The sequence below is a fragment of the Naumannella halotolerans genome (assembly GCF_004364645.1).
GTDB lineage: Bacteria > Actinomycetota > Actinomycetes > Propionibacteriales > Propionibacteriaceae > Naumannella > Naumannella halotolerans.
In genome coordinates, this window is the sequence record NZ_SOAW01000001.1 from 333,728 (window position 1) to 350,840 (window position 17,113).

At 68.4% G+C, this 17,113-nt stretch carries 17 protein-coding genes; 10 read left to right on the forward strand and 7 right to left on the reverse strand.

Translation table 11 applies throughout. From position 1 onward, the window contains the following. Window positions 1–35: 35 nt before the first annotated feature. Window positions 36–1,925 (reverse strand): 2-oxoglutarate dehydrogenase, E2 component, dihydrolipoamide succinyltransferase, encoded by a 1,890-nt coding sequence (gene sucB, locus CLV29_RS01600; RefSeq protein ID WP_133753336.1) that lies wholly within the window; start codon window positions 1,923–1,925, stop codon window positions 36–38. Window positions 1,926–2,058: 133 nt separating this feature from the next. After that, entirely contained in the window at window positions 2,059–3,483 is a 1,425-nt protein-coding gene (lpdA, locus tag CLV29_RS01605) for a dihydrolipoyl dehydrogenase (RefSeq protein ID WP_133753337.1), read from the reverse strand. Window positions 3,484–3,562: 79 nt separating this feature from the next. Between lpdA and CLV29_RS01610 the strand changes: the two genes are divergently transcribed. Continuing rightward, on the forward strand, window positions 3,563–3,895 hold the full coding sequence (locus CLV29_RS01610; RefSeq protein WP_133753338.1) for a hypothetical protein: 333 nt from the start codon (window positions 3,563–3,565) through the stop codon (window positions 3,893–3,895). A gap of 321 nt (window positions 3,896–4,216) precedes the next feature. On the opposite strand, the gene CLV29_RS01615 is transcribed toward CLV29_RS01610, so the two are convergent. Further along, window positions 4,217–5,707, reverse strand: a complete 1,491-nt coding sequence (locus CLV29_RS01615; RefSeq protein ID WP_133753339.1) for a leucyl aminopeptidase — start codon at window positions 5,705–5,707, stop codon at window positions 4,217–4,219. Between the two features lie 81 nt (window positions 5,708–5,788). Here CLV29_RS01615 and gcvT point away from each other — a divergent pair, with 81 nt between their 5' ends. Beyond that, window positions 5,789–6,907 carry a glycine cleavage system aminomethyltransferase GcvT gene (gene gcvT, locus CLV29_RS01620; protein ID WP_133753340.1) on the forward strand — a complete coding sequence of 373 codons (1,119 nt, stop codon included), beginning with the start codon at window positions 5,789–5,791 and terminating at the stop codon, window positions 6,905–6,907. A gap of 105 nt (window positions 6,908–7,012) precedes the next feature. Here the strand turns inward: gcvT and CLV29_RS01625 are convergent, their stop codons facing one another. Next, window positions 7,013–7,729, reverse strand: a complete 717-nt coding sequence (locus CLV29_RS01625; RefSeq protein WP_166649095.1) for a DUF3043 domain-containing protein — start codon at window positions 7,727–7,729, stop codon at window positions 7,013–7,015. Between the two features lie 186 nt (window positions 7,730–7,915). Between CLV29_RS01625 and CLV29_RS01630 the strand changes: the two genes are divergently transcribed. From CLV29_RS01630 to CLV29_RS01660, 7 genes are all read left to right on the forward strand, one after another. Further along, on the forward strand, window positions 7,916–8,743 hold the full coding sequence (locus CLV29_RS01630; protein ID WP_133753342.1) for a PspA/IM30 family protein: 828 nt from the start codon (window positions 7,916–7,918) through the stop codon (window positions 8,741–8,743). Next, window positions 8,740–9,027: a PspA-associated protein PspAA gene (gene pspAA / locus CLV29_RS01635; RefSeq protein WP_133753343.1), complete on the forward strand. Its 288-nt coding sequence runs from the start codon at window positions 8,740–8,742 to the stop codon at window positions 9,025–9,027. Before CLV29_RS01630 ends, pspAA begins: the two co-directional genes overlap by 4 nt. Window positions 9,028–9,058: 31 nt before the next feature. Next, complete coding sequence (locus tag CLV29_RS01640; RefSeq protein ID WP_133753344.1) at window positions 9,059–10,165, forward strand: glycerate kinase; 1,107 nt, start codon at window positions 9,059–9,061, stop codon at window positions 10,163–10,165. Window positions 10,166–10,330: 165 nt separating this feature from the next. After that, window positions 10,331–10,693: a HesB/IscA family protein gene (locus CLV29_RS01645; RefSeq protein WP_133753345.1), complete on the forward strand. Its 363-nt coding sequence runs from the start codon at window positions 10,331–10,333 to the stop codon at window positions 10,691–10,693. A gap of 152 nt (window positions 10,694–10,845) precedes the next feature. Continuing rightward, window positions 10,846–11,721, forward strand: a complete 876-nt coding sequence (gene ctaC, locus CLV29_RS01650; protein ID WP_243831663.1) for an aa3-type cytochrome oxidase subunit II — start codon at window positions 10,846–10,848, stop codon at window positions 11,719–11,721. 80 nt (window positions 11,722–11,801) lie between these two features. Next, window positions 11,802–13,445 (forward strand): aa3-type cytochrome oxidase subunit I, encoded by a 1,644-nt coding sequence (gene ctaD / locus CLV29_RS01655; protein ID WP_243831846.1) that lies wholly within the window; start codon window positions 11,802–11,804, stop codon window positions 13,443–13,445. Beyond that, entirely contained in the window at window positions 13,442–13,837 is a 396-nt protein-coding gene (locus CLV29_RS01660; RefSeq protein WP_133753346.1) for a cytochrome c oxidase subunit 4, read from the forward strand. The genes ctaD and CLV29_RS01660 overlap by 4 nt, the downstream gene beginning before the upstream one ends. 87 nt (window positions 13,838–13,924) lie before the next feature. Here CLV29_RS01660 and CLV29_RS17150 read toward each other — a convergent pair whose 3' ends face one another. The 3 genes from CLV29_RS17150 to CLV29_RS01670 are packed head-to-tail and all read right to left on the reverse strand — an operon-like array spanning window position 13,925 to window position 15,700. Next, window positions 13,925–14,110, reverse strand: coding sequence for a substrate-binding domain-containing protein (locus tag CLV29_RS17150; RefSeq protein WP_392508304.1), 186 nt, complete (start codon window positions 14,108–14,110; stop codon window positions 13,925–13,927). Next, a complete protein-coding gene (locus CLV29_RS17155) occupies window positions 14,080–14,199 on the reverse strand; it encodes a substrate-binding domain-containing protein (protein ID WP_208292713.1) in 120 nt (39 codons plus the stop codon). The genes CLV29_RS17150 and CLV29_RS17155 overlap by 31 nt, the downstream gene beginning before the upstream one ends. A gap of 58 nt (window positions 14,200–14,257) precedes the next feature. Then, complete coding sequence (locus CLV29_RS01670; RefSeq protein WP_133753347.1) at window positions 14,258–15,700, reverse strand: GuaB1 family IMP dehydrogenase-related protein; 1,443 nt, start codon at window positions 15,698–15,700, stop codon at window positions 14,258–14,260. Between the two features lie 120 nt (window positions 15,701–15,820). On the opposite strand from CLV29_RS01670, the gene CLV29_RS01675 reads away from it, so the two are divergent. After that, window positions 15,821–17,089 (forward strand): glycosyltransferase family protein, encoded by a 1,269-nt coding sequence (locus CLV29_RS01675; protein ID WP_133753348.1) that lies wholly within the window; start codon window positions 15,821–15,823, stop codon window positions 17,087–17,089. Window positions 17,090–17,113: the final 24 nt, after the last annotated feature.

Below are 17,113 nucleotides of genomic sequence, written 5' to 3' on the forward strand. Positions count from 1 at the left end.
AAACCGGAACCGGCCCCTCCTCGGGTGAAGCTCGATCAGCGTCCGAACTCGGAGCCGAAGTCACCCTCCTCCAGCCGTGCCTTCAACAGGGTCAGGAACCGAGCGGCATCGGCACCGTCGACCACCCGGTGGTCGTAGGTCAGGTTCAGGTACATCATGTCCCGGACCGCGATGGTCTCACCCAGGTTCGGGTCGCTGATCACCACCGGGCGCTTCACCAGCGCACCGGTGCCGAGGATGGCGACCTGCGGCTGGTTGATGATCGGGGTGTCCATCAAGGTCCCGGCCGAACCGTAGTTGGTGATGGTGAAGGTGCCACCGGTCAGATCGTCCGGCCCGATCTTGCTGTTGCGGGTCTTCGAGGCCAGATCGCTGATGCCGCGGGCGATACCCGCGATCGACAGGTCGCCGGCGTTCTTGATCACCGGCACCATCAGGCCGCGCTCGGTGTCGACCGCGATACCCAGGTTCTCGGACTCGGAGAAGGTGATCTCGCCCGCCTCGGTGTCCACCGTCGCGTTCAGGTTCGGGTAGGTCTTCAACGCCTCGACAGCAGCCTTTGCGATGAAGGCGAGGTGGGAGATCTTGACCCCTTCGCGGGCGACGAAGTCGTCCTTGATCCGTGCCCGCAGTCGGCTGACATTGGTCAGGTCGACCTCGACGGTGGCGGTGAGCTGGGCCGAGACCTGCAGCGATTCCACCATCCGGCTGGCGATGGTCTTCCGCAGGCGCGACATCTTCTCGGTGGTCCCACGCTTCGGGCTGACCGGTGCCTCGGCCGCGGGCGCTTTGGTCTGCGGTGCCTGCTGGGGAGCAGGGGCTTCCTCGGCTGCCGGGGCCTGCTTGGCCGACTCGGCAGCAGCCAACACGTCCTGTTTGCGGATCCGGCCACCCACACCGGTGCCGGTGAGGCTGTCGAGGTCGACACCGTGCTGCTGGGCCAGCTTGCGGACCAGCGGGGTGACATAGGCGCTCGAATCGCCGCTGCTGGCACGTGGTGCCACCGCCGGCTGCTTCTCGGCCTTGGACTCGTCCTGCTTCTCGGCCTTGGGCTCGGGCTTCTCCGGCTCCGACTCCTCCGCCTTCGGCTCGACGGTCTCACCCTCACCGTCGGTCGGGGCCGAGATCGGCTCCTGGCCGCCCTCGTCACCGGCGCCGGGATCCTCTGCGTCGTCGGCCTGCTCCTCGGTCGGCTCGTCCTTCTCCGCGGCGGGCGCGGGCTCCGGCTCGGGCGCGGACTCGGCGGCATCGGCGTCACCGATCAATCCGAGCACACCGCCGACCTCGACCACGTCATCGGTGTCGGCCTTGATCTCCAGCAGGGTGCCGGCGACCGGGGAGGGGATCTCGGTGTCGACCTTGTCGGTGGAGATCTCCAGCAGTGGCTCGTCGACCTCGACGGTGTCGCCGACCTCCTTCAACCACCGGGAGACGGTGCCTTCGGTGACCGACTCGCCCAGCTCGGGCAGGGTCACCTCGGTGCCGGACTTGCCGCCGGACTTGCCCGACTTGGCGGGCTTCTCGCCGGAGTCGTCGCTGCCGGCCTCCTCGGCGGCCTCGGCCCGGTTCGGGTCGTCGGTCTGCTGGTTGGTCCGGCCCTCCTCGTCGTCGGCGACCGGCTCCTCGCCGGAGTCCTCGGACTCGTCGTCGGCGGCCGGCGCGTCGTCGTCGGAGGAGCCGCCCTCGTCGGCGTCGCCGATGATCGCCAGGACGGCACCGACCTCGACGGTGTCATCCTCATTGGCCTTGATCTCCAGCAGGGTGCCGGCGACCGGGGACGGGATCTCGGTGTCGACCTTGTCGGTCGACACCTCCACCAGTGGCTCGTCGACCTCCACGGTGTCACCGACCTGCTTCAGCCAGCGAGAAATGGTTCCTTCAGTGACGCTCTCGCCCAGTGCAGGCAACTCAACAGAGGTCGACATATGCGCAGCAGCTCCTTCAATGGTTTAGCTCGGGGACCAGACTAGCCGTGGTTGATCGTCATCGGCACACCGCGTTGCCCGCGGTCGGCGTTCGGCGGCTCCACAGTGCTCATCGGGACAACTGCCGACGGAGTCAGCCATGGACGTGCAGGGGTTTGCCGGCCAGCGCCAGGTGGGCCTCTCCGAGTGCCTCACCCTGGGTCGGGTGGGCGTGGATCAGCGGGGCGACGTCCTCGGGGCAGGCCTCCCAGCCGGTGATCAACTGCGCTTCGCCGATCAGCTCGCCGACCCGGTCGCCGACCAGATGGATGCCCACCACCGGCCCGTCCTTGCGCCGGACCAGCTTCACCTGACCGCTGGTACGCAGGATCTGCGACTTGCCGTTGCCGGCCAGGTCGTAGGTGAAGGTCTCCACCTCCCCGGCGGCCCGGGCCGCCGCCTCGCCGAGCCCGACCGAGGCGACCTCCGGGCTGGCATAGGTGACCCGGGGGATCGAGGCGTCGACCACCACCGGGGGTGCCTCGGGCAACAAACCTCGGCGGTGGGCGATCTCCTCGGCGACGAAGATGCCGTGGGCGAAGCCGCGATGCGCCAGTTGGGGGCCGCGCACGATGTCTCCGACCGCCCACACCCCGTCGACGGTGGTGCGCAACCGTTCATCGGTGCTCACGAACCCGCTGTCCAAGCCGATGCCCACCTCGGCGAACCCGAGATCCTCGGTGACCGGTCGGCGCCCGACCGCGACCAGCAGCCGATCGGCGACGACCTTCCGGCCGCCGGCGATCAGCACCTCGACCCGGTCGCTGTCGGCCCCGACCGATTCGACTCCGCGTCCGGTGAGGACCTCGATCCTGCGGCGGCGGAACGCTCGCTCCAGGATCGCGGAGGACTCGGGCTCCTCGGCGGCGAGCAGTCGGTCGAGTGCCTCCACGATGGTCACCTTCACCCCGAGGGAGGCATAGGCGCTGGCGAACTCGGTGCCGATCACCCCGCCGCCGAGGACGATCAGGGATTCCGGCAGGTCGGTGGCGGCCAGCAGTCCGTCGCTGTCGACGACCGAAGGGGAGTCGGTCGGCACGATCGGCAGGCTGCGGGGCGCCGATCCGGTGGCCAGGACGATCGACGGGGCCTGCAGCACCCGGTCGCCCACGCGTACCACCGGGGTGGTCTCGGGGCCGGCTTCGAGCACACCGTGACCGAGGACGTTCTCGATCCGCCGGCTGCCGATCAGCCCGGCCAGACCCTTGTACAACCGGGAGACGACCTGGTCGGCGTACCTGCCGATCGCGGCGGCGTCGACGGCACCGAGTTCGGCGCCGATGCCGAACCGGTCCGCCTCGCGTACCGTGTCGGCGACCTCGGCCGCATGCAGCCAGGCCTTGGTCGGGATGCAACCGCGATGCAGACAGGTGCCGCCGACCTTGTCCTGCTCGACCAGGGCCACCGACAGGCCCAGTTCGGCGGCCCGCAGGGCACAGGCGTACCCGCCGCTGCCTGCTCCCAGCACGATCAGGTCATGGCTGGACCGGCGGTCCTCGGAGGCGGCATCGGTGCTCATGCAACGATCTTCGCAGCCCGTTCCGAGCAGGTCGATGCTGGGTCGTCCCGATCCCGCGGCGGCGGGCCATAATTGCGCCATGGGTTTGTTCAGACGGCGCCGACCGGTCGACAACCGCAGCCGTGCCGAGCGTCGCGCCGAGACCGAGGCGGCGAAGGCGCACCTGCAGGCCTTCGCTGCCAGCCGGATCGGCGTGGAGGCCTTCCTCGAACCTGCCACGGTGCTGGACCGGTTGTCGCTGTTGCTGGTCGCCGGTGACGGGGAGTCGACCCGCCGGCCGGTGCCGGACGAGGCCTGGGCCCGAAAATGGGCGGCGAGCGCATCGGTGCCGTACTTCAATGCCGAAGTCAGCGGCTATCCGCAGCGGTTGCGCGAGTACAACCGCCGACAGAAGCTTCGGCCCGAGGGCTGAGGGCGCTCGCGCCGACCGAACACCGCTGGTGTGGCTCCAGATCGAGATTTCGACGCGTTCCCGGCAGATCGGAGCAACTGGAGCCAGGTCAGCGGTGCCCCTGCACCACCCCGGCTTCGCCCAGCTCTGTACCGGCTCCGGCTACGCCCAGCCCTGTCCGCGCCCAACTCTGCCCTCGACCAGCTCTCGCTTCGACCATCGGGTACGCGAACGGGGCCGGTGCCGCAGCACCGACCCCGTCACAGGTCAAGCGACCCCGTCGCGGGTCAAGCGACCCCGTCGCAGGGCAGGGGAACGACCCTGCAGGCCAGATGATCCAGGTCAGTCGGCCATCGACCGCGCGAGCTCGACCAGGGTGGTCACACCGAACCCGGTCCCGCCGGTTCCGATGTGCGCCTTCGCCCCGCCGGTGACGAACGCGGGTCCGGCGATGTCCAGGTGGGCCCAGGGGGTCTCACCGACGAAGTGCTCCAGGAACGCCGCGGCGGTCAGCGCCCCACCGGCCCGGTCGCCGGTCGACTTCACATCGGCGACCTGCGAGTCGGTCAACTTGCCGCGGGCCTCCTCGGTGATCGGCAGCGGCCAGAACAGCTCACCGGCCTCGTCGGCGGCATCCATCACGGCGTCCACCAGGTTCTCCTCCGGGGACAGTACCGCGGCCACGGTGTCGCCCAGTCCGACGACGGCCGCGCCGGTCAGGGTTGCGACGTCCACCAGTGCGGTCGGCTTGTCCTCGGTCGCCCGGGCGAGTGCATCGGCCATCACCAGCCGGCCCTCGGCATCGGTGTTGCCGTTCTCGACGGTCTTGCCGCCGTAGATCGTCAACACGTCACTGGGCCGGTACGACGATCCCGACGGCATGTTCTCCGCGCAGGCGGCGTAGGCGATCACATTCACTTTCAGGCCCAGGTCGGCGATCGTGCGTACCGCGGCCAGCACCGCTGCCGCGCCGGCCATGTCGCACTTCATGGTGTACATCCCCTCCACCGGCTTCAGGTCCAGGCCGCCGGAGTCGAAGGTGATGCCCTTGCCGACCAGGGCCAGGGTCTGGGTGGCCCCCCGGGGTGAATAGGCGACCCGGATCAGCCGGGGGCCACGGGCCGAGCCGCCACCGACCGCGGTCAGCCCGCCGTACCCGCCGGCGGCGAGCTGCTTGTCGTCGAGGACGTCGACGGTGAGCTTGGCTCCCTTGGCCAGTTCCTTGGCCTCGGCGGCGAAGGTCTCGGGGTAGAGCAGGTTGGCCGGGGTGTTCACCCACTCGCGGGCGCGGGCGACGCCGGTGGCCAGGGTGGTCGCCTCGGTGACGGCCTCGGCCGCCCCTCGTCCGGAGCCGACCAGGGAGATGGAGGCAACCGCGGCAGGCTTCTCGTTCGCGCTGATCGGCCGGAAGGTGTAGGCCCCGAGCAGAGCGCCCTCGGCGATCGCCCGGATGTCGGCCGGATCACTGCTCGGCAATGCCAGGACCAGGTCCAGTGGATCGCTGCCGGCCAGTCCGGCGGCGGTACGCACCGCGACACCGGCCGCCCGTCGCAGGTCGTAGTCGTCGGAGTCCTCCTCGCCGAGACCGACCACCACCACCCGTACCCCGTCACCGGGCAGCACCGTGGTCTGCTCGAGCTTGCCGGTGACGCCCAGCGCCGCGGCAAAGGCCTGCGGACCGCCGAAGCCCTTGCCGAAGGTCTTCGCCAGCGCATCGGGCAGACCGAGCAACGTCAGACCGTCCGGGCCGGTTCTGGCGCCGATGATCAACACGTCGAGCTGTTTGGGGGCAGCCTTCACCAATTCGATCGAGGGCAGGGTGGGCACGGGCATCGAGGTCCTTCCTCAGGGTTGTCGACGGCGCGGGATCACTTTTCGGCCCGCACCGTTGCTTTCAGGCTAACGTGTGGGCCCATGAGCGCGCCCACCGATGCCGACCGTTCCGAGCCCGAACTGCTCACCTCCCCGCTGCATCAGCGACACGTCGAGGCCGGGGCGAAATTCGCCGAGTTCGGCGGTTGGAGCATGCCGCTGGAGTACAGCGGGGTCGTCGCCGAGCACAAGGCGGTCCGCGAGGTGGTGGGTGTCTTCGACGTCAGCCACCTCGGCAAGGCGACGGTGATCGGGCCCGGCGCGGTGGAGTTCGTGAACCGCTGCCTGACCAACGATCTGGGCAAGATCGGGCCGGGCCAGGCCCAGTACACGCTGCTGTGCACCCCTGACGGGGGAGTCGTCGACGACCTGATCGCCTACCTGCGCTCGCCCGAGGAGATCTTCCTGATCCCGAACGCGGCGAACACCGCCGAGGTGGTCCGGGTGCTCAGTGAAGCCGCGCCGGCGGAGATCACGGTCACCGACCAGCACCGCAACTTCGCGGTGATCGCGGTTCAGGGCCCGAAGTCCGACGAGGTGCTGCAGGCGGTCGGCCTGCCGACCGGGCACGATTACATGTCCTGGGAGTCGGCTGATTTCGACGGCACCGAATTGACGGTCTGTCGGACCGGTTACACCGGTGAGCGCGGGTACGAGCTGGTGGTCCCGGCCGCCGAGGCGGTCAAGGTCTGGGATGCGATCATCACCGCCGGAGAACCGTTCGGGCTGCTGCCTGCCGGCCTCGGCGCCCGGGACACCCTGCGGACCGAGATGGGATACCCGCTGCACGGTCAGGATCTCAGCCCCGAGATCTCACCGGTGCAGGCACGGGTCGGCTGGGCGGTCGGCTGGAAGAAGCCGGAATTCATCGGCCATGCCGCGCTGCGGGCCGAGAAGGAGGCAGGACCGCAACGGGTGTTGCGCGGTCTGCGGGCGCTCGGACGGGGGATTCCCCGACCCGGTATGCACGTACTCGATGCCGATGCTCAGGTGATCGGTACGGTCACTTCCGGCACCTTCTCGCCGACCCTGCGGACCGGCATCGGACTGGCCCTGATCGACGCCGCCGTGACCGAGGGGCAGGTCGGTGTCGACATCCGCGGACGGACCGCCGAGTTCGAGATCACCAAACCGCCGTTCGTGGAGCCGTCGGTCCGCTGACCCGTCCGGCGAGGACTGGACGCGCGGCGCCGGGGAACGCGTCGGCCTGATCGGTGAGTCTGGGTACGGGTCCAGCAACAACGGGCCGTCGACTGCGGTCTCGGCTCAGATCTTCTCGCCGCGCTTGACCTCCGGCGGCGGCATCCGCAGGCGGCGGATCTGCATCGCCCGGTTCACGCCGTAGAACAGCAGTCCCTTCGGGGTGCTGCGCGGCATCCGTACCGCCAGCAATGCCTTGAACCGGCGCCAGGCGAGCCAGAAGTCCAGCAGTGACAGACCGAGGAACGCATACATCACGATCAGGCTGATCGTGGAGGCCGCGGGCAGGGCGCTGGCCAGCATGGAACCGGCCAGCATCACCAGCAGCGCCGGCAGCAGGAACTCCATCAGGTTCCACCGGGAATCGAAGAAGTCGCGCAGCAGCTTTTTCTCCGGGGTGTTGTCGCGTTCGGCCATCTCCCGCATCCGGACCTCACGGCGCTCGGCGGTGACCTTGCGCCGGGCTTCCTTCTTGCTCAGGTTCGGTCGTGCCTTCGCGCGCCGCTCCGCCTCGGCCTCCTTCCGGGTGCGGGTGGGCCGGTTCTTCTCCCGGGTCGACCGCTCGATGCTGTCGGTCGACGATGCGGTCGTCGCTGCTGGGGTGGTCGCGCTCGTCGCGGCCGTAGCGGATTGCTTGGTCTTCGCCGCCCCGGACTCCGGCTCGGTGGAGGTGTCGACCTCGGCCCCGGTGGCCGGCGCATCGTCCCAGCGCGTTGCCCGGCGTACGTCGGCACCCGCGGCCTCGGTGCGGTCCTTGGGCTGGTAGGGGCGGAACAGTGGCACCCGGGGTCCTCCTGATTGGGCGCGGCCGAGGGCCGCAACTCGGTGATTCACCTGATCTTCGCATCGGTGAAGCCCCCATTCTAGGACCGAGAACGGCGCCGGCCTACCCGATGCCCGGTGGTGCGCATAGGCTGGGTCCGGTACGGGCCGTGCCCGCGGCCTGAAAACGGAAGGACCCTGCACGTAATGAGCGGCGTATTCAAGCGCATGTCGATGATCTTCCGCGCCAAGGCCGACAAGGCGCTGGACAAGGCCGAGGATCCACGCGAGACCTTGGACTACTCCTACCAGCGGCAATTGGAACTGCTGCAGAAGGTGCGCCGCGGCGTTGCCGATGTGGCGACCTCCCGGAAGCGGGTCGAACTGCAGGCCAACCAGCTGAACGGTCAGATCGACAAGCTCAACGGTCAGGCCAAGGCGGCGCTGGAGCAGGGCCGGGAGGATCTGGCCCGCGAGGCACTCACCCGCAAGTCGGCCATCCAGCAGCAGCTGGGTGACCTGCAGACCCAGCACGCGCAGTTGCAGGGCGAGGAGGAGAAGCTGGTCGCGGCGAGTCGCCGGCTGCAGGCCAAGGTCGACGCCTTCCGTACCCGCAAGGAGACGATCAAGGCCACCTACTCCGCCGCCGAGGCTCAGACCCGGATCAACGAGGCCTTCACCGGTATCGGCGAGGAGATGGGCGATGTCGGGCTGGCGATCCAGCGGGCCGAGGACAAGACCGCCCAGATGCAGGCCCGGGCCGGTGCGGTGGACGAGTTGATCGCCAGCGGTGCCCTGGAGGATCCCACCCAGACCGGGCAGGACGACATCTCCCGCGAGCTGGAGGCCTTGTCCTCCGGTTCCGACGTGGAGAACCAGCTGGCCGCGATGAAGGCCGAACTCAGCGGAAGCAGCGCCAACCGCGAGGCCATCGAGGGATCGGCCCAGCAGGCGCCGCAGAGCAACACCCAGGGGCAGCAGGTCTTCGAGGCCTACCCGACCGAGGGTGGGAGCACTCAGGAGGGTCAGCGATGATCGTCCGGATCGTGGGGGAGGGCCAGTTCCGTTTCCCCGACAGCACCTTCGCCCAGCTGGAACAGTTCGACGACGCGATCGAGAAGGCCGTCGCCTCGGCCGATCAGGCGGGTCTGGCCGATGCGCTGAAGTCCCTGCACGACGCGGTGATCGAAGCCTCCAGCCCGGTCGCCGACGATGAACTGGTCGAATCCGATCTGATCATCCCGGCCGCCGATGCCAGCCTCGACGAGGTACGCGCCCTGCTCGACGAGAGCAATGACGGGCTGATCCCCAACGCCTGAGGCGCCGGACAGCGGGTGAGGCGGAAGTGCCGTGCGGGTACTCGTCGTCAGCGGGACCGTCGGCGCGCTGAGCGCCGACGACTCCGCCCAGGCGATCGCCGCCGGCTGGCGAGAAGCCGATCCCGCGGCACAACTGGCTGCCGTACCGATGGCTGGCGCCGGACTCGGATTCGACCGTGCGCTGGCCGATCTGCTGGGTCCCGGGGTGGAGCTGTCGGTGGCTGCGGTCGCCGACGATTCGGCGGCCCCGGTGATCACGGTTCTGCGGACAGCGCAGACGGCGGTGGTCACTGCGACTCCAGCCTCGGGTGAGGAGGTCTGGTGCCCGGGTGCCAGTTCCGAACCGATCGGTCGGGCGATCCGGGCCGTGATCGAGGACGACCGGCCGCAGCGGTTGATCCTGGCGATCACCCCGGGAGCGGCCCACGATGCCGGAGCCGGACTGTTGCGGGGCCTCGGGGCGCTGGCCGATGGCGAACTCGGCGCCGGTACGACAGCCCTCGCCGAGATCGATCGGATCGATCTTCGGCGGGTACGCCCACTGCTCGACGGTCTCGAGTTGATCCTCGTCGTTCCCACCGCCGAGCGGGACCCGCATCTGCTCGGGTTGCGCGGACTGAGTGCGCAGCGAGGCAGGGCGGCCGGAATGGACCCGGCCGCGATCCTGGCCGCCGATGCCGCGATCGAGCGGTTCGCCGCGGCCCTCACCGCCGCCGGAGGCGTGCCCGAGGCGGCATCGGCCGCCGGTTCGGGGGCCTGTGGTTTCGCCTACTCACTGCTGGCGCTCGGTGCGGAGCCGACCACCGGTCCGGAGGCGATCCGACGACTCGCCGGTCTCGAGCAAAGCCTGCGGCAATCCGACCTGGTGGTGGTCGGCTGCGACAGCCTCGACTTCGCCTCCCGTGGTGGGGAGGTACTCGCCGCCGCGACCGCCTGGGCCGGTGACCTGCTGATCCCGGTACTGGTGATCGCCGACACGGTGCAGATCGGGAACCGGGAGATGCGTGCCCTCGGTGTGGAGGCGGCCCACGCCGTTCGGCCGTCCGCGCCGGCGCTGGGGAACGCGCAACCGGGCGAGCTGGGTGCAGTCGACCTGCAGAGGCTGGCGCGGCGGGTGGCCCGCAGCTGGCGCGGGTGATCCCGGGCCGGGGGAGTCGATCCGCCGGAGGAGTCGGGATCCTGATACCTGATCGTTCGACGATCCGGGGCGAGATCGTTTGGGGGAGTGGCCGCGGCTGCTTAGACTGTGTGGACCGTGGTGCCCCGGAAGTGGGGTGCGGCATCGAAGTTCCTCGGAGGGAATATGACGGTTCAAGATCAGGCGACTGACGCGCCGGTATCGGACGGTGTGGTGCTGACCGAGGTTGCGGCGGGCAAGGTCAAGTCCCTGCTGGAGGCCGAGGGCCGTGACGATCTGGCGCTGCGGATCGCGGTGCAGCCCGGTGGCTGCTCCGGTCTGCGCTACCAGCTCTTCTTCGACGAGCGTCAGCTCGACGGTGACAGCGTCCGTGACTTCGACGGTGTGAATGTCGTCACCGACCGGATGTCACTGCCGTACCTGATGGGTGCGACGATCGATTTCGTCGACAGCATCGAGAAGCAGGGCTTCACCATCGACAACCCGAATGCGACCGGATCCTGCGCCTGTGGCGACAGCTTCCACTGAGGCTCGCACCGATACCCAATTGTGATCTGCGCATCGAGCGCGAACGAGTCCCCGGACAGCCCGTGCTGTCCGGGGATTTCTCGTTGTCGGACCCGCCGGACTGAGGTGCACCTGCGGCTGGCAGCAGCGTGGGAATGCGTTAATCTACGACCGTGAGTCATAGTTCCCCGCGCCGACTGCACCCACGGGGTGTCCGGCTGGCCCTCGGTGGCACCGTGTCGCTGTTCCTGCTCGCACTCGCCGGTTGTGCCGGCGGGACCGGCGGACCGGGTCAGGGTCGCTACCTCGGCCTCCCCGAGCGTGCCAGCGATCGCGCCGAGTACATCGGTGACCTGTGGGTCGGAGCGTGGGTGGCCAGCCTGGCCATCGGCGTCCTCGTCTGGGGCCTGATGATCTGGGCCTTCACCGCCTACCGGCGCAAGTCCAAGAACGACGTCCCGCGGCAGACCACGTACAACCTCCCGCTGGAGATCATGTACACCTTGGTGCCGTTCCTGATCATCGGCGTGCTCTTCTACTACACCCTCACCACCCAGAACCGGGTGCTGGCCGCCGACAACGACCAGGAGGTCACCGTCGACGTGGTCGGTCAGAAGTGGTCGTGGACGTTCAACTACATCGACGAGAACGGTGAACCGGTCGCCTACGACTACGGAACCATCGAACAGACCCCGACCTTCAAGTTGCCGGTCGACCAGAAGGTCAAGTTCAACCTCAGCTCGCCCGACGTGATCCACTCCTTCTGGGTGCCGTCGTTCTACTTCAAGCTGGACGTGATCCCGGGCCGGCACAACAGCTTCGAGCTGACCCCGACCACCGAAGGCACCTTCGCCGGCAAGTGCGCCGAACTGTGCGGTACGTACCACTCGGCGATGCTGTTCAACATCGAGGTGGTCAGTGAGGCCGAGTACCAGGCCTACCTCGACGAACTGATCGAACGCGGCCAGTCCGGTCGGGCCATGGGCGGCACGGTCGGTGTGGCAACGCCCACCATCCCGGCAGAAGAGGAAGAGGGGGCCACCGAATGAGTGCGGCTGACAACATGACCACTGCCCGGGTCACCAACGACCTCGCCCCCGATGCCCTGCGCGAACGCGGCCGTGGGTCGATGGCGATGAAGATCCTGACCACGACCGACCACAAGTTGCTCGGCAACATGTACTTCGTCACCTGTCTGTTCTTCTTCGCCATCGGTGGTCTGCTGGCGCTGGCCATCCGGGCCGAGCTGTTCAGCCCCGGACTGCAGTTCATGCAGTACGAGACGTTCAACCAGTTCTTCACCATGCACGGCACGATCATGCTGCTGCTGTTCGCGACGCCCCTGTTCTCGGCCTTCGCGAACGCGATCATGCCGCTGCAGATCGGTGCACCCGACGTCGCCTTCCCGCGGCTGAACGCCTTCTCCTACTGGGTCTTCCTGGTCGGTGGCCTGATCACCATCTCCGGATTCCTCACCCCGGCAGGCGCGGCCAGCTTCGGCTGGTTCGCCTACCCGCCGCTGTCGGATGCGATCAACTCACCCGGTTACGGCGGCGACCTGTGGCTGGTCGGCCTCTACCTGGTGGGCCTGTCCTCGATCCTCGGCGCGGTGAACTTCATCGTCACCGTCGTCGCCATGCGGGCACCGGGAATGACGATGTTCCGGTTGCCGATCTTCACCTGGAACGTGCTCGTCACCTCGATCCTGGTCCTGATCGCCTTCCCGATCATCGCCGCGGCCTTCCTGATGCTGCTGGCCGACCGGGTGATGGGGGCGCAGGTGTTCAATGCCGGCAACGGCGGCCCGCTGCTGTGGCAGCACCTGTTCTGGTTCTTCGGTCACCCCGAGGTCTACATCATCGCGTTGCCGTTCTTCGGCATCATCACCGAGATCATCCCGGTGTTCAGCCGCAAGCCGGTCTTCGGTTACATCGGTCTGGTCGCTGCGACCATGTCGATCGCCGCGCTGTCGGTGGCGGTCTGGGCCCACCACATGTTCGTCACCGGAGCGGTGAACCTGCCGTTCTTCGCCTTCACCACCTTCCTGATCGCCGTACCCACCGGTGTGAAGTTCTTCAACTGGATCGGCACCATGTGGCGCGGCAGCGTCTCCTTCGACACCCCGATGCTGTGGGTGGCCGGCTTCTTGGTGACCTTCCTGTTCGGCGGTCTGACCGGCGTCATCCTGGCCACCCCGCCGCTGGACTTCGCCGTCTCCGACTCCTACTTCGTGGTCGCGCACTTCCACTACGTGGTCTTCGGCACCGTCGTCTTCGCGATGTTCGCCGGCTTCTACTACTGGTGGCCGAAGTTGACCGGTCGAATGCTCAACGAGCGCCTCGGGAAGCTGCACTTCTGGCTGATCTTCATCGGCTTCCACACCACCTTCCTGGTCCAGCACTGGCTCGGTGCCGAGGGAATGCCGCGGCGTTATGCCGACTACCTGTCGACCGATGGCTTCACCTTGCTGAACCAGATCTCGACCGTCGGCTCCTTCCTGCTGGGTATCGGCATGCTGCCGTTCATCTGGAACGTCTGGATCACCCGCAATGCGCCGAAGGTGACCGTGGACGATCCCTGGGGCTGGGGACGCTCGCTGGAGTGGGCCACCTCCTGCCCGCCGCCGCGGCACAACTTCACCTCGCTGCCGCGGATCCGCTCGCGCTACCCCGCGTTCGACCTGCATCACCCGGAGGTGGAATCCGTCGACGAACATGAGGATCCGGCACCGGAGACCCTCGCGAAGTCCGCTGTGAAAGGTGACAAAGAGTGAAGAGTTCAGCCTGGTCCTTCGGCGGCGTGGCGATCTTCATCTTCGTCGCCACCATCGTCTACTGGTTCCTCTCCCACGAGATCGTCGGCACCGTGGCACTGATCATGGCGCTGCTGATGTGCGTGATGATCTGGGGTTACCTGCTGATCACCCTGAAGTCGATCGGCACACCGCTGGAGGATGACGTCGACGCCACCATCGAGGACGGCGCCGGTGTGATCGGCTTCTTCCCCCCGAGCAGCATCTGGCCGTTCTGGTGCTCGCTGGCAGCCGGTGTCTTCGTGCTCGGCCCGGTCTACGGCTGGTGGTTGAGCATCCTGGGTGCGGCCGTCGGCCTGTGGGCACTGTTCGGCTGGATCTACCAGTACTACGTGGGCGACTACAAGCACTGACCGGTACGGGCCCAGTCCTGCCGCACTCGGCGCACCGAAACTCCGGTTTCGGTGCGCCGATCCGGTTGTGGGTACGGCGTCTCGGAGCTACGCCGCAGGAGCCGGGGCGGTGCTGGCCCGGACGACCAGGCTGGTCGGGACCAGGTGTCGAGCAGCGGAATGCGCAGTGGGGTGGTCGACCTGCTGGAGGAGCAGGTCGACACACAACCGGCCCACCGTGGTGAAGTCCTGATGCACCGTGGTCAACGGGGGGCCGAGGCGAGGGCTGGGCACTCGGGGATGTCGTCGAAGCCGACGACACTGACGTCCTCCGGGATCGACCGGCCCGCCTCCTGCAGCGCCCGATAGAGGCCGAGCGCCATCTGGTGAGTCCCGTTTGGGTGCAGGTGCTGCGGAACGGACGAGAGTCGGGCCCTGGGATCACCAGCTGCTGTGCAGCGGACGCCCTTCCTCGTACCCCGAGGGTGACTGGATGCCGACCACGGCCCGTTCGGCGAACTCGGGCAGGGTCCGGGCGCCGGCGTAGGTGCAGGAGCTGCGTACCCCGGAGGTGATGAAGTCGAGCAGATCCTGGATCCCCGGACGCTCCGGGTCGAGGAACATCCGCGACGACGAGATGCCCTCCTCGAACAGACCGGCTCGCGCGCGTTCGAAACCCGAGGAGTCCTTGGTCCGGTTCTTCACCGCCCGCGCCGAGGCCATGCCGAAGGATTCCTTGTACGCCCGACCGTCCGGGGCAAGTTGAAGATCCCCGGGGGATTCGTGGGTACCGGCGAACCAGGACCCGACCATCACCGAACCCGCCCCCGCGGCCAGGGCAAGGGCGACATCGCGCGGGTGCCGCACACCGCCGTCGGCCCAGATCGACTTGCCGAGCTCCCTGGCCGCCGCGGCACACTCCAGGACCGCCGACAGCTGCGGGCGACCGACCCCGGTCTGCATCCGGGTGGTGCACATCGCCCCCGGGCCGACGCCGACCTTCACCACATCGGCACCGGCCTCGATCAGTTCCCGGGTGCCCTCGGCGGTGACCACATTGCCGGCGACCAGCGGTGTACCCGGGGCAACCCGGTCGCGTACCTGCCGGACCTGGCCGAGCACATCGATCATCTTGTCCTGGTGTCCGTGGGCGGTGTCGACCACCAGCACATCGGTGCCGGCCTGCAACAACGCCTCGGCACGGGACGCCACATCACCGTTGATGCCGACCGCGGTACCGATCATCAGCCGCCCCTGCGGATCCAGCGCCGGGGGATAGATCGCCGCCCGCAACGCGCCCTTGCGGGTGATCACGCCGAGCACTTTGCCCTCGGCATCGGTGGCGACCGCGTAGTCGGCATGTGCCGCAGCCAGCTGGTCGAAGATCACTCGCGGCGAGTCGGCGGGGGAGACCTTCACGATCTCCTCACTCATCACCGTCCTGGCCTGGGTGAACCGGTCCACACCCTGGGTGTCGGCCTCGGTCAGCACGCCTACCGGTAAGCCGTCGGCGACCACCAGGACCACACCGTGATTGCGTTTCGGCAGCAGGTTGATCACCTCGCCCATGGTCGCCTTCGGGTCCACCGTCACCGGGGTGTCGAAGACCGTGTGCGAGGCCTTCACCTTGCCGATGGTCGCCGCGACCACATCGGTCGGAATGTCCTGGGGGATGATCGCGATCCCGCCGGCCCGGGCGATCGTCTCGGCCATGCGGCGCCCGGAGACGGCGGTCATGTTCGCGGCCACGATCGGCAGTGGTGTGCCCAGCCCGTCGGTGCTGGTCAGATCCACGTCCAGCCGGGAGGTGACTGTCGAGCGCGACGGGACCAGGAAGACGTCGTTGTAGGTCAGGTCATGCTGCGGAGTGTTCAGAAAACGCACGGCCACATAGTCCCACGAGACCCCGTCGAACGCGCAGCGGTGACCACCCCGGACGGCGGGCTTTCACGAGGACCCCCGAACACACCCCGGCATCGGCACCGAGGTGTCATCCTGTCGTGTGTGGAACCCGCGCGTGACCTGACCGACTCCGCACAGAACCGAGCGGTGCTGAGCGCGGCCGATGCCCTGTTGGCGGGCCGGACCCCGGTCGAGGAGAACCCGTCGGTGCTGGCCGAGGCCCGGGCTGGGGCACGGTCCCGGCGGCTGCTCACCGCCGCACTCGGGGAGGAACCGGTACGCCTGAGCGTGGTGTTCGCGATGTACGGCGAGACCGGCCGGATGGTGCCGCGCAGCGAACATCCGCACGGGGAGGACTTCTGCCGGGAGAAGGTACGCCAACTCGACTGGCTGACCGCCGACCTACCGACAGTCACCTGGAACCTGATCGCCTGCGACGACGGCTGCCCCGACCGGCCCTCCAGCGCCGAGAAGCTGCGGCAGATCATCGCCACCGAGGGATACCCCGAACGCGGCCATCGCAGCGTCGCGGTGATCGAACTCGCCGCGGTGATCGCCGGCGAGAACCCGCTGCAGACACCGCTCAGCCCCGCCTTCGATGCCCTCAGCTCGACCGCACAGTCCCGCAAGGGAGGTTCGGTCCTGGCCGCCATGGCCACCGCGATCGACCAGGGCCCGACCTCCGGACGGCACATCGTGGCCTACACCGACGCGGATCTGTCGGCCAACCTGGCCCAGCTGGGATCCCTCGCCGCGCCGATCCTGGAAGGCGCCGCGGCCGGACTCGGCCAGCGCTACGGCATGGACGACGCGGTGCTGGTCAACCAGCACGGCCCCAGCACCGAACCGCGGAGCACCGGTGGCAAACCGGACAAGCTGATCATCCTGTTCCGCCATTTCGTCCGGGCACTGCTGATCCCGGACCTGGCCCATGTCCTGGACACCCAGGCCGGGTTCAAGGCCTTCGACGCCGCCGCGCTGGTCCCGGTGCTGCCGGAGCTGTCGTCGTTCAACGAGACCTTCGACGTCGAACTGCTGATCCAGTTGGCCAAACGCACCGGCGCCGCGGGGCTGGCGACCGTACCGATGGTGTTCACCGAGGACTTCGCCGCCACCAACTTCCCCTCCGTCGACCCCGGCCGGCGGCATCTGGCGATGATCGAGCAGGTGGTCGAACTGCACGACCGGCTGGTTGCACCGGTACGGCCGGCGACCGGCGAGGCAGCCGCACTCCTGGCGCTCCTGCGGGAGCTCTCGCTGGCCGACTACGTGAGATTGATCGAGCTACTGCAGGAACGCGACGAGGGCGACCCGACGCTCTTCGACCGGCGATGGGCCGTGGCCGACCTGCGGGCGGCGATCGGCCGCTGAGCAGGGCGCGCGGCGTCGACCACT